This is a genomic window from Vibrio sp. PSi01 (assembly GCF_054960695.1).
Genome location: NZ_JBHNYN010000007.1, coordinates 56,596 through 71,077, shown reverse-complemented (window position 1 = coordinate 71,077; position 14,482 = coordinate 56,596). Strand labels below are relative to the sequence as shown.

Here is a 14,482-nt window from a genome sequence, read left to right as displayed (position 1 = left end):
CTGCTCGTGTTTTATAAATTTTATGGGCGTTCGCCGGCGAGTAAACGCTTCTCTATATCGGCAATTGCACCAGGTAAGTCTGTAATAGTATCAATCAGGTAGTGAGGGTTTGATTTGTTTAGCTTCAAGCTCGCTTTTTCACGTGCCAATGCAAGTGTTGCTTCGTCTGCGTCTAAGTATTCTTGGTACGTCAATCCAGCCTCGTTACCTGATAGTACAAGGCCTACTGTCCACATACCTGCATTGTGACCTTCATCGATCCCCGGTGCAGCGTCGTCTACTTTCACACATGCAGCAACGCTAGTTACACCTAGATCAATGACGTTTTTAAGCGCCATGAATGGAGCCGGACGGCCACCTTGCGGTAAGTCATCCGTTGCTACTACATTGTCTGGTTGGTAACCGTAATCTGCAGCAGCAGGAATTAAAACATCCATCACTTCGCGCGGATAACCTGAGCAAGAACCGATTTTTACGTTCTTCTCCTTTAGGTTATTCACAACCTCTATTGCATTCAAGATTGGTTCGGCATGGTCGGCTACTTTTGCTTTCTGAAGAGGCATGAATGCCGCGTAGATCGCATCAACGTCTTCACTGGTCATCGAGCGTCCGAACTGAGCATTCCAACGAGCGTCAACAGCTGGAATTCGACCGACCGCTTGGATATGATCCCATTTGCCGATCCCCATAGGTTCACGCGCTTCTGCTAGGTCTATATCAAAGTCAAAACCTTGTCTGAATGCTTCAACGAAGATGCTTGTTGGAGCAAACGATCCAAAATCAACGATAGTGCCAGCCCAGTCAAAGATAACCGCTTGGATAGGTGATGTAGTGTTCATAATAATGTCCTATTGTGTGTCACTTCCCGCCTGTTTAAAATTCAAAGGTTCAGTCGGGAGGTTACGGGTTGCTTTAGGTTATTGGTTGCTTGAAATTATTGCTTCAAGACGTGCTTTAAAAGGTGATTCAAAGGTATTCAAAGTCTTTGCAGACTTTTGCTATCGCTTTTTCGAATACAGACATCGCGACTTCTAGTTCGCTGCGGCTGATGATCAATGGTGGGCTCAATTGAATCACGTTACCTTGTGACACCTTGAAGCTCAGACCATCGTTTAGACATTGGTAAAGTACTGCTTCCGCTTCATCGAACGCTCGGGTTTTGGTGATATGATCTGTGACCAATTCCACCCCCCAGAGCAGGCCGATGCCGCGAACGTCACCAATGACTGGGTACTTCTCTTTCATTTGAAGCAGCTGTTCACGTACGAATTCGCTGTCCGCTTGTACTTTTTCAAGTAGGTTTTCTTGTTCAATTACTTCCATGGTTGCGAGTGCTGCCGCGCAGCCAATAGGGCTTTTCTCATGGGTGTAATGACCCAGTGAGACTTGCGCTGCCGTGTTGTATTTATCTTTGGTGACCATGGCTGCAATTGGAACCAAGCCGCCGCCAAAACCTTTACCGATACAAAGAATGTCAGGTTCGATATCAAAAGCTTGGTGTGTAAACCATTCGCCACTGCGACCCATGCCGTTTGGAATGTCGTCGATGATCAACATGACGTTATGCTTATCGCAGATCTCACGGATGCGCTTCCAGTAAGCTTTGCTTGGTACTTGAACATCGGTGTTACGCACTGCTTCGGCAATGAAGGCACCAATGCCACCTTCTTTTTCAATCACATACTCAAGGAAATCGGCGTAGTGCACATCACATGCGGTCTCGTTCGCATCGCCTGGGTTTTGCCCGCGAAGCGAAAAAGCACCACGATAAGAGACCGCTGGTGGGATACGTTCTACGCCAGCCATTAACGGGCCCATACCTTTACGAAAACAGGCTTCACCACCCACTGAAATTGCATCGAGTGACGCACCATGGAATGAGTCCCACAATGAAACGACTTTGAAGTTGTTGGTGACATGTCGAGCCAGTTTGAGTGCCATACCAATAACTGAAGTACCACCTGGAGCAAACAACACACGGTTCAATTCACCACCACAGATCTGCGTGAGTTTTTCAGCGCACTGAACGGCTGTTTCATTGGTGAAGCGACGCGGTGAAAACGGTAATGACGCCATTTGTTGAGTCACTTTATTAATGATGTGTGGGTGGCCGTAGCCCAATTGATGAACATTGTTACCGTGAAAGTCCATGTACTTCTTGCCAGTTGCATCTTGTATGTAGATGCCTTCTGCAGCTTCAAGTGTGTCTAGGCAAGGCGTTGACATCGCTTGATGAAGAAACACGTCAGAATCGCGCTTTAACATCGCTTGAGTCGCATCATCGTTTAGCGACTCATTCCACTTTTCACGCGCTGGCGTGGTGTTCACATCGCCTTCACTTCGAAAGTGTGTTGCCTTTAGAACAGGCTCTTGATTGGTCGTCGTCATTATTTGATGTCCCAGTAAATAGCGTTTTTCACTGCGCCAATGAGGGCTTCAATGTCTGACGGGTAAACTTCACCGATGTTACCGATGCGGAAGCAGTCTGCGTTTGAAACCTTGCCCGGATAAATCACAAAACCTTGTTCTTTCAAACGGTCATAGAATTCCTTGAATTGGTAATCGCTATGAGTTGGAGAGTAGAAAGAGGTGATGATTGGCGAATGAAGGTCATCATTTAGCAAAGGTTCAAAGCCAAGAGAACGCATGCCAGCAACCAATGTGGTTTGGTTGGTTTGGTAGCGATTGTGACGAGCTTCGATACCGCCTTCCTGTTCTAGTTCAAGCAGGGCTTGGTAGAAAGCACGTACCGTGTGAGTCGGAGAGGTGAAGCGCCATTTACCATGGTTGCTTTCCATGCAGTGCCATTGGTCAAACAAATCAAGGCTTAATGAGCGAGCTTGGCCTTTACACTTCTCCAGTTCTGACTGCTTGGCAATAACAAAGCCGAATCCAGGTACACCTTGAATACACTTGTTTGCTGAGCTGATCATGTAATCGATACCCAAGTCAGCAATATCCATAGGAATACCGCCAAAGCTCGACATCGCGTCAAGAATGACGGTTTTGTTGTGTTGTTTTGCCAATTTGGCAATCTCTTCAATTGGATTCAGCATGCCTGTGGTGGTCTCACAGTGCACAATCGCCACGTGAGTAATGTCTGAATCCATGGCCAATGCCGTTTCCATTTTGTTCAAGTCAGGCTGTGATGTTTCACCTGGGGAAACGACATGGCATGGAATGTTTAAATATTCTGCGATTTGAGCAATGCGAGCACCATACGCCCCGTTATCGACAACAAGAAGCTTACCGCTGTTAGAGATAACGCTACCGATTGTTGCTTCAACTGAAGCAGTGCCGCTGCCTTGCATTAATACACTTGTATATCCCGCCTGCTTAGTCGCCAAAGTCACAAGCTTGCTACGAATCACTTCAACAACGTCTTTGTTGTATTCATCATCCCAAGTACACCAGTCTTTTAGCATCGCTTGGCGAACGGTTTCAGAAGTAGATAGAGGACCCGGTGTCAGTAGTAGGTATTCGTTTCTCATGTTCAATTCTCGTGATTTGTATTTTGGACTATACCAGTATTTCTGGTTACTTTAACAACCAATTTAAGCAGTCGTAAATAGCCCAAACGTTATTTTAACAAAAGCTTAATATTCAAATTTGTCACTTGTGTTGAGAAATTTTCCGATCTTTAAATTGCCATTTTTTGTTCATTTAACCGTCATAAAAGTCGATTAGGTTAATACTCTCAATCTGGTACATACCAATGTAAGGGCGTGTACTAACAACCTAAATGAATTTATGGATATAGGCGCCTCTTAATGAGGCTTCTAATTTAAGAAACGTTAAACATTGGTTGCTTCCAAAACTAGGCAGCTTTAAACCTCGATAACTTTTAATTTTGGCAACTGCTCACTTTAGAGTTGGGCCTGACTGGAGAAAATGATGAAAAACCGTTTTATGAAAGGATCACTTGCAGCATTAGTTACTCTATTAGCTGGTAATGCTTATGCAGCACAGGAAGTGACGGTTTACACCGCTTTTGAAACTGACATTTTAGCGAAGTACAAAAACGCATTTGAAAGTGAAAACCCAGACATCAACATCAAATGGGTGCGTGATTCTACCGGGATCATGACGGCGAAATTATTGGCTGAGAAAAACAACCCTCGTGCAGAAGTAGTATGGGGTCTTGCGGGTTCTTCTATGGCTTTGCTTAAAGAAGAGGGCATTCTCAAGCCTTACACACCTCAAGGTGTAGAAGCGTTGCGTGCAAACCTTAACGACCCACAATCTACTCAAGCTTGGTATGGTAATGATGCATTCTTCAATGCAGTTTGCTTTAACGAAATAGTTGCTAAGCAATTGAACCTACCGGCACCTAAGTCTTGGGATGACCTAACGAAACCTATCTACAAAGGCCACATTGCTATGCCAAATCCAGCCTCTTCTGGTACGGGTTACATGCAGGTTTCGGCTTGGCTACAAAACATGGGTGAAGACCAAGGTTGGAACTACATGCAGAAGCTAGATCAAAATATTGCTCACTACACGCACTCAGGTTCGAAGCCATGTGTTCAAGCGGGCATGGGTGAAGTGGCTATCGGTATTTCTATGGCGAGCCGTGGCGCTAAGCTGAAAACTCAAGGTGCGCCACTTTCTGTGATTACGCCTGAAGGTATCGGCTGGGAATCTGAAGCGGTAGGTCTTGTTAAGGCTTCTGATGCGGCGCAGCGCGTTGTTGATTGGTCTATCTCTAAAGCCGCAAACGAGCTTTACATCGAAATGTACCCAGTTGTTGGTCACCAAGATGTGACAGCAACAATTGAAAACTTCCCTAACGTAGAAAAGAACATGGCAAAAATGGACTTTGCACGCATGGGCAGCGAGCGTACAGACGTATTGAAAACATGGTCTGAGAAGTTTGACGCTAAATCAGAGCCTAAATCTTAATCTGATGACCTATTCAGTTAATTAACTATTGAGTTCATTAGAAGTTAGAAATCAGTAAAGGAAGGCTTCGGTCTTCCTTTTTTAGTTTTACGCCTTTAGATTTTAAGTAAGGTACAACAAATGACAAAGCACTACTCATATTGGTTCAAGCAAGCGTTGGAACAAGAGTTTGGCAATATTAACGCGGGGCTAGAATCCGCGAAGCCACTGAAAAAAGACGTCAACTGTGATATCGCTATTGTTGGCGGTGGCTATACGGGTTTATGGACGGCGATTTTAATCAAACAACAGCAACCCGAAAAGCATGTTGTGGTGATTGAAAAAGACCTATGTGGTAGCGGTGCTTCTGGAGCGAACGGCGGTTGCATGTTGACGTGGTCGACTAAGTATCCGACGCTGAAAAAGCTCTACGGAAAAGAACAAGCGAAATGGTTGGTTAAGGAATCGGAAAAGGTTATATACGAGATCGAAGCCTTCTGTAACGAACACAAGATTGACGCGCATCTATATCGCAGCGGAACTTACTACACGGCAACCAATGATGCGCAAAAAGGTGGAATGGAACCTGTCGTTAATGAGTTGATCAAGCAGGGTATAAATAGTTGGAAGAAGTGCGATAATTCTTTGGCTGATAAAGCGGGATCTGAACGCCACATTGAGGGTTATTACTCAGAAGCTGCAGGCAGTGTGCAACCCGCTTTATTGGCTCGAGGCTTACGCCGAGTGGCTATTGATCTAGGTGTCGAAATTCATGAAAACACAGAGATGACTTCGCTCGATTATGGCTCTCTGGCTCGGATCCAAACTAAGGGCGGATCTATCTTTGCCGATAAAGTTATTTTGGCGCTCAACGCGTGGATGCTCGATCATTTCAAAGAGTTCAAACGCAGTATTGTGGTTGTCTCGTCAGATATGGTTGTAACCAAGCCAATCCCGGAAAAACTCAAGCAGTTTGGCCCCGAAAAAGGAGCTGCAGTGGTGGATTCTCGAATCTTTGTTCATTACTACCGAGACACCCAAGATGGACGACTCATGTTGGGCAAAGGCGGCAATAAATTCTCATTTGCGAATAAAGTCGAAAGCATGTTCAACCAAACCACCAATTATCTGCCGATTCTCAATCAATCCTTCCAAAAATTGTTCCCTAAACTTGAGCAAAGTGAATTCGATTACAACTGGTCGGGTGGTTCAGATCGTTCCGTCACCGGATTGCCATTTTTCGGTAACCTAAAAGGCCAAAACAACATTTATTATGGGCTCGGTTACTCAGGTAATGGTGTTGCTCAAACCCGTATAGGCGGGAAGATTTTGTCAGCAATGGTACTCGGAACCGATAATGCTTGGACGTGTTGTGGGTTAACCAAAGGACCGCTTGGGCATTTCCCACCTGAGCCATTCCGCTGGGTAGGTGCCATGATGGTGCGTGATGCGGTACGAAGAAAAGAGAACGCGGAAGATTCGGGTAGCACGCCATTGTGGCTAGATAAACAGTTATCCAAACTCGCAGGTGCGGCGGGCAAAGCCGACAAGGTTGAATCATAGATTAATCTAGCGTTTAAATTAGAAGTTTGCATTGAGGCTCTCAGTGGTTTATGGGCAAGTCACTGAGGGCTTTTAACGTTGAACGAACTGTTAATGCAGAACAAATAGCAATCTTTAATGCTTATTATATCTGCAATATAACTGTCATTTAGCTACTATAAATTTGTCACTCAACTGCAATATTCTCAGTTTAAATTTGGTATATACCATATAGAGAGTGCTGTAGTATGAGCAACCAAACTTATTTGAATATTGAAAACGTTGTAAAGCAATTTGGCCAATTTACAGCGTTAAAAGACATCTCCCTATCGATAGATAAAGGTGAGTTCGTCTGTTTCCTTGGCCCGTCTGGCTGCGGTAAAACGACACTACTACGTGCGATTGCAGGACTGGATCTACCGACCTCAGGCTCGATTGAGCAGAACGGTAATGATACGACCTTCTTGCCACCAGAAAAGCGTGACTTTGGTATCGTGTTTCAATCTTATGCTTTGTTTCCCAATCTCACAGTGGAAGAAAACATTGCGATTGGTCTGAAGAATCAAGGGATGTCGACCAAAGAAGCTCTGGAAACAGTAGAGTCTTGGTTAGAAACGATTGGTTTACCGACGTCTGGCCAAAAATATCCGAATCAACTGTCTGGTGGACAACAGCAACGTGTTGCTCTGGCTCGCGCATTGGCGTTGTCTCCAGGTTTGTTATTACTTGATGAGCCGCTTTCTGCGTTGGATGCGAAGGTAAGAACACACCTGCGTGATGAGATCTGCCGACTGCAACGTAAGCTGGGTATCACCACTATTATGGTGACGCACGACCAAGATGAGGCCCTAACGATGGCCGACCGTATTGTCGTGATGAATCATGGCGTTATCGAGCAGGTCGGAGCTCCACAAGAGATCTACCAAAAACCTGTCAGTCGTTTTGTGGCTGAGTTTGTTGGCAGCATGAACTTCATTCAAGCTTCTGTTGCGGCTCAAGGCAAGATACGCATTGCAGAGTCAATGCTACCATTACCTCGCTTAGATAATCTCACGCCAAATCTAGGTGATGTTTTTGATATTGCCGTTCGTCCAGAGCAAATCCAATTTGTTGATCGTTTTAGTGAGTCATTACCCGTGAGAATCGTATCCAGCGAATTCTTAGGGGCGTTTTATCGTGTTGAGTGTCAATTGCAACATGACTCAACGGCGAAAGAGATCATCGTTGATGTATCAGTTAAAGAGTTTAATCGATTGAAACTGCGTCGCAGCGATATTCGTTACGTAGCGTTTGATGAAGAAGGCCTTAGAGCTTACCCATCTGAAAGCCTGCAAGTGATGAAAGACGAGGCGGCGTAACAATCATGGAATCGACTCAAATGATGCAATCTAAGCTGCTAATTCAACGACGAGTAACGCCTTTCCTTGCTCGGTTAAGTAAAGACAACGTAATCCTATTCGGGCTTCTGGCTTTTTTGTCTGTGGTCATGACGCTATTTATTCTGATGCCACTGTGGGCAATGTTGAAAAAGAGTGTTCAGAACGCAGACGGTGATTTTGTAGGATTACAAAATTTCGCAACGTATTTTGCTTCTCAAAGCCTTTGGCAATCTGTAGGGAACACTTTTACTTTGGGTCTGCTAGTAACGGTTGTTGTGGGTTTATTAGCGTTTGGTTATGCCTATGCATTGACTCGTTCATGTATGCCTTTTAAGGGGCTTTTTCAGGTGTTGGGATCAGCGCCGATTCTAGCTCCGTCGTTGCTTCCTGCGATCAGTTTGATCTTCTTATTTGGCAACCAAGGTATCGCTAAAGAAGTCTTAGGGGGGAACTCGGTGTACGGCTTGATTGGTATCTCGCTGGGCTTAATATTCTGGACGTTTCCACACGCCCTAATGATTTTAACTACTTCATTGAGAACCTCTGATGCTCGTCTGTATGAGGCGGCACGTGCACTCAATACTTCATCGTTCAAAACCTTCTTTATGGTGACGTTACCCGCGGCAAAGTATGGTTTGATCAGCACTCTGATCGTTGTATTTACGCTGGTGGTTTGTGACTTTGGTGTGCCAAAGGTGATTGGTGGCAGTTATAACGTTCTATCGACTGACATCTTTAAGCAGGTGGTTGGTCAACAGAACTTCTCTATGGGAGCGGTAACCAGTATCTTGCTGCTATTGCCTGCGTTGCTTGCGTTTACCGTTGACCGCTGGGTTCAAAAGAAACAAAAGAGCTTGTTTGATACTCGTTCTGTTGCGTACCAACCTGAACCTAGCTCTCTACGTGATGGCTTATGTTTCCTTTATTGCACCATCATCTCTGCTGCCGTGGTTATCGTGCTGGGCATGGCGATCTATGGATCTATGGTCACCTTCTGGCCTTGGAATAAAGCGCTGACGCTAAACAACTATAACTTCGCAGAAATGAGTACCTATGGTTGGGCGCCATTCTTCAACTCTTTAACGCTTGGCGCTTGGACTGCTATTATTGGTACCGTGTTGATTTTCTTAGGGGCGTACTGCATTGAGAAAGGCAGAGCGTTCGGTCCTGTTCGTCAGGCGATGCAGATGCTCAGTGTTGTGCCGATGGCGGTTCCGGGTATGGTGTTAGGTTTGGGGTACATCTTCTACTTTAATGACTTGAGCAACCCACTCAACTTCTTGTATGGCACGATGGCGTTCTTGGTGATCAACACCGTGGTTCACTATTACACGGTGGGGCACATGACGGCATTAACCGCATTAAAACAGCTGCCTGAGGAGATTGAAGCAACCGCGGCCTCAGTTAACCTACCGCAATACAAGTTGTTCTTTAAGGTGACGGTGCCTGTTTGTCTGCCTGCGATTTTAGATATTGCGACATACCTGTTTATTAATGCACTTACCACAACATCTGCGGTAGTATTCTTGTATTCTACCGATACGATACCTGCGTCAGTTTCAGTTCTGAATATGGACGATGCGGGACAAACCGGTGCAGCAGCGGCTATGGCAGTCATGATCATGATATCGGCAGCGAGTGCGAAGTTGATTCATATGCTAATCAACAAGTTATTCGAGAAGCGCACCCAAGCTTGGCGTAAACGCTAGCAAACCATTTTATATTGCAGTTGGCCAAGGAGTGGCTGACGACAAGAACAAGAATAAAAGGAAATGAAGTGCAGTACGTAAAAATCAAAGATGTCATCGTAGAGCAGATAGAGTCGGGGATGTTAACGCCGCGACAGAAACTGCCTGCTGAGCGTAAACTGGCTGAATCGTTCGATACCACACGTGTTACGTTACGTGAAGCGCTGTCTTCACTTGAAGCTGAGGGGCGTATTTATCGAGAAGACCGCCGTGGTTGGTTTATATCGCCAGCTCCACTGCGTTACGACCCAACACAAACACTGAACTTCACTAATATGGCTTTGTCGCAGAATCGTAAGCCGAAAACAGAATTAGTGGCAGCGAAAGGCATGTTAGCAACCAAGGAAGCAACTAGGCTTCTTGAGCTGCAACCTTTTTCGGATGTTTATCGAGTAGACAGAGTTCGTTATCTTGAAGACAGGCCCGTTGTGTATGTGACCAACTACATTCGACCAGAGTTGTTCCCTAACTTGCTGGATTATGACTTGTCTAAATCGTTGACTGACATCTACCGTGAGCACTTTGGTGTGGTATATCAGAAGATCCGTTACCGAGTGAGCACAACGTCTTTGCTTGGCGAAACCGCGCAAGCTCTGCGTGCGACTTCTGGGTCTCCAGCGATGGTGGTTGAGCGTGTTAACTACAACCAAGACGGTGATTTGATTGACTGCGATATTGAATATTGGCGTCATGACGCGATCAGCATTGAGTCGATAGCACAGCTAGAGCGCTAGTTTATACGTTAGAATGCTGGCATATCTGCAATTATGCACGATCGCCTAATTGAAACGATCAAAGGTCTCTTACTCGGAGGCCTTTTTTATCATCCGTTGTCAGCCGTTGCGCTTATTCATCAATAATTTAGGAATGAAATGGAATTCTCTGCCATTGTCATCGTGATCATTTCGGCTTTGCTTCATGCGGGTTGGAACGTTCTAGGTAAATCTAATCAAGGATCGGGTTCGTCATTCTTCTTAGCCTCTGGCTTTGCCGCCGCAGCGATATTGACGCCATATTTGATTTGGTATGTTCACAGTGTAGGGCTATCAAATATCTCACTTCCATTCTGGCAACTGGTTTTCTTGAGTGGGATCTGTCAAATCATCTATTTGATTGGGTTAGGCGCGGCCTATAAACAGGCTGATATCGGTGTGATTTACCCAATGGCACGAGCACTGCCTGTGTTGATGGTAGGTTTAGGCACGGTGTTGATCGGCTATGAATTGTCGGCGAATCAATGGATTGGGTTCACTTTAATAACCTTAGGCTGCTTGTTTGTACCACTTAAGCAGTTTTCAGATCTTAGGTTAAAAGCGTATCTCAACCTCGGCGTGTTGTGGGCGTTAATTGCCGCTATTGGTACCACGGGCTATTCCATCATTGATAAAGAGGCGCTTCTATTATTAGAGCCTCTAAGCACACCTACCGTTACTAACAAACACACTGCGATTTTCTACCTAGGCATTCAGTTTTGGGCGATTGTGATTCCGCTGAGTGTTTGGTTATTCGTAACCAACCAAAGAATCGAGTTTACTAATGCTTGGATACTGCGAAAGAAAGCCACAGTGGCCGGCATCATGATGGCTTCGACTTATGGTTTGGTGTTGTTTGCGATGACCATGACTGAGAACGTCAGCTTGGTTGTGGCACTTAGGCAAGTAAGCATCATCTTCGGCGTAGTGATGGGGATCTACTTTTTAAAGGAAAAGTGGCACGTTACACGCGGTGTAGGCGTCGTTTTTATCATTGCAGGTTTAGTTATCTCACTGACTTAAAAAGAAATTAAATCCTACCTCCAACCTATAATGTGACTTTTCAGTCGCATTTTTCTTATTGATAGCAAACGTTTTACTAATGTTAAAGATGTGATCCTTCTCATAGACAAGGCTGTAAAGTTACCGGTAACATCCACCCCAACGTTACCGGTAACATATAATTACAAACCGGACTCTGTGAAACTCATAAGGATACCCAAATGAAAGCTCTGACTAAAACGCTGATTGCTGCCTCCCTCACTGGTCTATTTGCTACTTCAGCAATGGCTGCAGACTTTAAACTTAAAATTCAATCTTCAGATCCTTCTGGTGACTTGAACTTCAAAGTTCAGCAGAAGTGGGCTGAGCGCGTAGAGACGATGTCTAACGGACGTATTGATATCGATCTTCTGCCTGTAGGCGCTGTGGTTAAGCACACAGAAACGCTAGGCGCGATCAAAATGGGCATCCTAGATGGTCACATCACAGCAACAGGTTACTTCTCTGGTAAAGATCCAGCATTCGGCCTAATTGGTAACATGGTTGGTGCATGGTCGGACACAACGCAACTGCTTCAGTACATGAACTACGGCGGCGGTAACGAGCTAATGACTGAACTGTACAAGCCTTACGGGGTTCAGTTCGTCGGAGCATCTACAACGGGTGTTGAGTCTTTCATCTCCAAAAAACCAATTGATGGTGTCGCGGATCTTAAAGGTCTTAAATTACGTGCACCTGAAGGCCTAGTACAACAAGTGTTTGCAGCCGCGGGTGCGACTCCAGTAAACCTGCCGGGTTCTGAAGTATTTACTGGCCTGAGCAAAGGAGTAATTGATGCCGCGGACTACACGGTATTCTCTACCAACCAAAAAGCGGGTATGAACGACATTGCAACACACCCAGTTCAACCGGGCTTTCACTCACTGCCGCTTATCGATATCTCTGTTTCTCAGAAGAAATGGGACAAGATGCCTGCTGACCTACAAACGATTCTGCAAACATCCGTTCGTGACTTCTCTTACGACATGACAACTCAGCTGAAAATGGCTGACCAAGCTGCGCTGAAAGAAGCTCAAGCGAACCCAGAAATCACTATCCACGACTGGTCTCAAGAAGAGCGTAAAAAGTTCCGTGAAATGGCAAAAGGCCAATGGAAAGTATTTGCAGAGCGTTCTGACAACGCACAAAAAGTTTACACTTCAGTAACTACGTTCCTAGAAGAAAACGGCTTGCTGTAATTTAAACTTAGCTTATTGAAGGGGGAGGGCGTTGCTCTCCCGTTATTTCCCAGGAAATTTGCCCCATGACAGACAAAACTCCCCATTCCCCAGCTGAAAACGACGAGCAACCAAGAAATGCGCTCGATCGTTTTGTTATAAAGTTCAGTAATCTCGTGAGCTGGTTTTTTATCTTTACTGTATTGATTTCATTTTATGAAGTTGTGATGCGTTACGCATTCGATGCCCCGACCACATGGGTACATGAAACAGCTTCTTTCATCGGTGGTTCTTTATTCATTATTGGTGGTATCTACGCGTTTGCTGCGAATAAACACGTGCGTGTGGTTCTTATCTACGATTCAGTGTCTAACCAAGCACGTAAATATCTTAATCTTGTTCACCACATTGTTGGTTTGGCCTTTGCAGGCATGCTCGCTTACGCCGCTTACTTCACTGCGGAAGAAGCGTGGTTTGCACCTTGGGGTGAATTCCGTCTTGAGACATCTGGTTCAGTGTTAAACGCGCCTTATCCTGCATTGTTGAAAGGCCTGATCTTTGTCGTTTTGTGTGTTCTTGTTGTCCAGTTTGTATTGCACCTAATCCAAGAGTTGATGGGTCTAAGGAAGAATGACGATGTTTGATTTATCTTCTATTGGTATCGCATGGGGCAGTTTGCTCATGTTGGTTATGATGATTGGCTTGCTACTGACTGGTATGCAGCTGGCCTTCGTAACAGGCTTTGTCGCGATTTTCTTCACTCTATGTTGGTTCGGTCCTGATGCTTTACCTTTGATTGCGAGCCGTACCTACAGCTTTGCTTCTGGTTATGTTTTCCTCGCGGTTCCAATGTTCGTATTGATGGCCGCTTTGTTAGACCGCTCGGGCATCGCACGAGATCTGTTTGATGCAATGAAATCTGTCGGTCGTAAAGTTCGTGGTGGTGTGGCAGTACAAACCTTATTAGTCGCGGTTCTATTGGCTTCGATGTCGGGCGTTATAGGTGGTGAAACGGTACTACTGGGTATTCTCGCACTGCCACAAATGCTTCGTTTAGGTTACGACCGTAAGCTTGCTATCGGTACAACCTGTGCGGGTGGCGCACTTGGAACTATGCTTCCGCCAAGTATCGTATTGATCATCTACGGTATGACAGCCAGCGTATCGATTGGCGACCTGTTTAAAGCGTCTTTCTTACCAGCGTTTATCCTTGCGGGCTGTTACATCGGTTATGTATTGATTCGCTGTAAGCTGAATCCTTCTCTTGCGCCAATTCCAAGCGATGATGAGACAGAAGAAGACATCGCCAATCAGCCAAGCTACTTCAAAGCTCTGTTCTTCCCACTGCTTTCTGTCGCAACGGTTTTGGGCAGTATCTACACAGGCATCGCTTCAGTAACAGAAGCGTCTGCATTGGGTGTAGTCGGCATCATGATCAGTGCGCTGATCCGTGGTGAACTGAACTTCAGTATGTTGAAAGAGAGTGCCATCGCAACCATGCGTACCTGCGGCATGATTATGTGGATTGGTATCGGTGCAAGTGCATTGGTTGGTATCTACAACCTGATGGGTGGTATTGATTTTGTTGAAGAAACCATCCTTGCACTCAGTGGCGGCAACGCGACAGTAACATTGCTAATCATGATGGCTATCTTGCTGGTACTAGGCATGTTCCTTGACTGGGTAGGTGTGGCACTACTGACTATGCCAATCTTCGTTCCAATCATCACTGGCCTTGGTTTTGACCCAGTATGGTTCGGCGTTGTGTTCTGTCTAAACATGCAGGTGTCGTTCTTGTCACCGCCGTTTGGTCCTGCGGCATTCTACTTGAAATCAGTAGCACCAAAAGACATCAGCTTAGGTGAGATTTTCTCTTCACTACTGCCGTTCATTGCACTTCAAGTATTGGTTCTGGCACTGGTTATTATCTTCCCTCAGCTCGCGCTTTGGTGGCAATAACA

General features: G+C 45.4%; 12 protein-coding genes. 9 read left to right on the top strand and 3 right to left on the bottom strand.

The genetic code is table 11. The annotated features are described in order from the left end of the window. Positions 1-20 precede the first annotated feature (20 nt). From phnX to phnW, 3 genes are all read right to left on the bottom strand, one after another. The gene (gene phnX / locus ACFI6G_RS12075; RefSeq protein ID WP_010428750.1) at positions 21-839 is read right to left on the bottom strand and encodes a phosphonoacetaldehyde hydrolase; all 819 of its coding nucleotides are present in this window, start codon (positions 837-839) and stop codon (positions 21-23) included. A gap of 127 nt (positions 840-966) precedes the next feature. Then, complete coding sequence (locus ACFI6G_RS12070; RefSeq protein ID WP_010428752.1) at positions 967-2,388, bottom strand: aspartate aminotransferase family protein; 1,422 nt, start codon at positions 2,386-2,388, stop codon at positions 967-969. Continuing rightward, complete coding sequence (gene phnW / locus ACFI6G_RS12065; protein ID WP_010428755.1) at positions 2,388-3,491, bottom strand: 2-aminoethylphosphonate--pyruvate transaminase; 1,104 nt, start codon at positions 3,489-3,491, stop codon at positions 2,388-2,390. Before phnW ends, ACFI6G_RS12070 begins: the two co-directional genes overlap by 1 nt. Before the next feature lie 400 nt (positions 3,492-3,891). Between phnW and ACFI6G_RS12060 the strand changes: the two genes are divergently transcribed. The 9 genes from ACFI6G_RS12060 to ACFI6G_RS12020 all read left to right on the top strand — a co-directional run bounded on the left by ACFI6G_RS12060 (position 3,892) and on the right by ACFI6G_RS12020 (position 14,480). Beyond that, the gene (locus ACFI6G_RS12060; protein WP_022570983.1) at positions 3,892-4,902 is read left to right on the top strand and encodes a putative 2-aminoethylphosphonate ABC transporter substrate-binding protein; all 1,011 of its coding nucleotides are present in this window, start codon (positions 3,892-3,894) and stop codon (positions 4,900-4,902) included. A gap of 120 nt (positions 4,903-5,022) precedes the next feature. Then, on the top strand, positions 5,023-6,444 hold the full coding sequence (locus ACFI6G_RS12055; protein ID WP_462710282.1) for an FAD-dependent oxidoreductase: 1,422 nt from the start codon (positions 5,023-5,025) through the stop codon (positions 6,442-6,444). Positions 6,445-6,671: 227 nt separating this feature from the next. Continuing rightward, positions 6,672-7,781, top strand: coding sequence for a putative 2-aminoethylphosphonate ABC transporter ATP-binding protein (locus ACFI6G_RS12050; RefSeq protein ID WP_016792330.1), 1,110 nt, complete (start codon positions 6,672-6,674; stop codon positions 7,779-7,781). Positions 7,782-7,801: 20 nt separating this feature from the next. Next, a complete protein-coding gene (locus ACFI6G_RS12045) occupies positions 7,802-9,511 on the top strand; it encodes a putative 2-aminoethylphosphonate ABC transporter permease subunit (RefSeq protein WP_462710292.1) in 1,710 nt (569 codons plus the stop codon). A 68-nt stretch (positions 9,512-9,579) separates the two neighbouring features. Then, complete coding sequence (phnR, locus tag ACFI6G_RS12040; protein ID WP_010428770.1) at positions 9,580-10,284, top strand: phosphonate utilization transcriptional regulator PhnR; 705 nt, start codon at positions 9,580-9,582, stop codon at positions 10,282-10,284. 138 nt (positions 10,285-10,422) lie between these two features. Further along, positions 10,423-11,325 carry an EamA family transporter gene (locus tag ACFI6G_RS12035; RefSeq protein WP_010428773.1) on the top strand — a complete coding sequence of 301 codons (903 nt, stop codon included), beginning with the start codon at positions 10,423-10,425 and terminating at the stop codon, positions 11,323-11,325. Positions 11,326-11,525: 200 nt separating this feature from the next. Further along, the gene (locus tag ACFI6G_RS12030) at positions 11,526-12,542 is read left to right on the top strand and encodes a TRAP transporter substrate-binding protein (protein WP_462710281.1); all 1,017 of its coding nucleotides are present in this window, start codon (positions 11,526-11,528) and stop codon (positions 12,540-12,542) included. A gap of 65 nt (positions 12,543-12,607) precedes the next feature. Continuing rightward, the gene (locus tag ACFI6G_RS12025) at positions 12,608-13,165 is read left to right on the top strand and encodes a TRAP transporter small permease subunit (protein WP_016792333.1); all 558 of its coding nucleotides are present in this window, start codon (positions 12,608-12,610) and stop codon (positions 13,163-13,165) included. Continuing rightward, positions 13,158-14,480 (top strand): TRAP transporter large permease, encoded by a 1,323-nt coding sequence (locus ACFI6G_RS12020; protein WP_010428786.1) that lies wholly within the window; start codon positions 13,158-13,160, stop codon positions 14,478-14,480. Before ACFI6G_RS12025 ends, ACFI6G_RS12020 begins: the two co-directional genes overlap by 8 nt. Positions 14,481-14,482 lie beyond the last annotated feature (2 nt).

Bases quoted from the DNA above. Each gene is read 5' to 3' on its own strand.
- ACFI6G_RS12070 (WP_010428752.1), bottom strand. From the start codon at position 2,388: ATGACGACGACCAATCAAGAGCCTGTTCTAAAGGCAACACACTTTCGA.
- phnX (WP_010428750.1), bottom strand. From the start codon at position 839: ATGAACACTACATCACCTATCCAAGCGGTTATCTTTGACTGGGCTGGC.
- ACFI6G_RS12045 (WP_462710292.1), top strand. From the start codon at position 7,802: ATGATGCAATCTAAGCTGCTAATTCAACGACGAGTAACGCCTTTCCTT.
- phnW (WP_010428755.1), bottom strand. From the start codon at position 3,491: ATGAGAAACGAATACCTACTACTGACACCGGGTCCTCTATCTACTTCT.
- ACFI6G_RS12035 (WP_010428773.1), top strand. From the start codon at position 10,423: ATGGAATTCTCTGCCATTGTCATCGTGATCATTTCGGCTTTGCTTCAT.
- ACFI6G_RS12050 (WP_016792330.1), top strand. From the start codon at position 6,672: ATGAGCAACCAAACTTATTTGAATATTGAAAACGTTGTAAAGCAATTT.
- ACFI6G_RS12020 (WP_010428786.1), top strand. From the start codon at position 13,158: ATGTTTGATTTATCTTCTATTGGTATCGCATGGGGCAGTTTGCTCATG.
- ACFI6G_RS12025 (WP_016792333.1), top strand. From the start codon at position 12,608: ATGACAGACAAAACTCCCCATTCCCCAGCTGAAAACGACGAGCAACCA.
- ACFI6G_RS12055 (WP_462710282.1), top strand. From the start codon at position 5,023: ATGACAAAGCACTACTCATATTGGTTCAAGCAAGCGTTGGAACAAGAG.
- ACFI6G_RS12060 (WP_022570983.1), top strand. From the start codon at position 3,892: ATGATGAAAAACCGTTTTATGAAAGGATCACTTGCAGCATTAGTTACT.
- ACFI6G_RS12030 (WP_462710281.1), top strand. From the start codon at position 11,526: ATGAAAGCTCTGACTAAAACGCTGATTGCTGCCTCCCTCACTGGTCTA.